The 425-nt window shown below is 37.2% G+C and carries 1 protein-coding gene; it reads left to right on the forward strand.

The features are described 5' to 3' along the window. The first annotated feature begins 137 nt into the window (after window positions 1–137). Entirely contained in the window at window positions 138–404 is a 267-nt protein-coding gene (locus MTN96_RS36920) for a hypothetical protein (protein ID WP_248534873.1), read from the forward strand. Window positions 405–425 lie beyond the last annotated feature (21 nt).

The raw sequence follows: 425 nt of genomic DNA on the forward strand, positions 1-425 counted from the left end.
GATGTATAGCGATTTGATTTTTTCATAGTTCCAGTTTCTCAAGTTATTGAGTCTCTGGCAAACACGGGGCGATTCAAACAACCAGTGAATATGAACGTTGTAGCCCTACAATTTACACTAGATACACTAGTCTTAAATTGGAGCAGACTCGAACTATTGCAAGCTTTACTTATGATGGTGGTAATTGCCGTAGATACGGTTTTGCAATTTTAAGAAACTATGACGGACATGATTTCAAAGTGACTTTGGTTGATAGCAATGGAGATAGAGTTGCTGGCGGATATAGCGTAGCAGTTTCCACTTCTATCTTTAATGCAGGCACTTATTATTGGGAAGTTGAAAATAAAACAACAACTGGATCTACTTATGGTGGAATTACTTATGAAGTAAGATCTGGTGGCTAGTTAAACTTTCTATTAACGACT

This window comes from Pseudoalteromonas sp. 2CM28B (genome assembly GCF_023161935.1).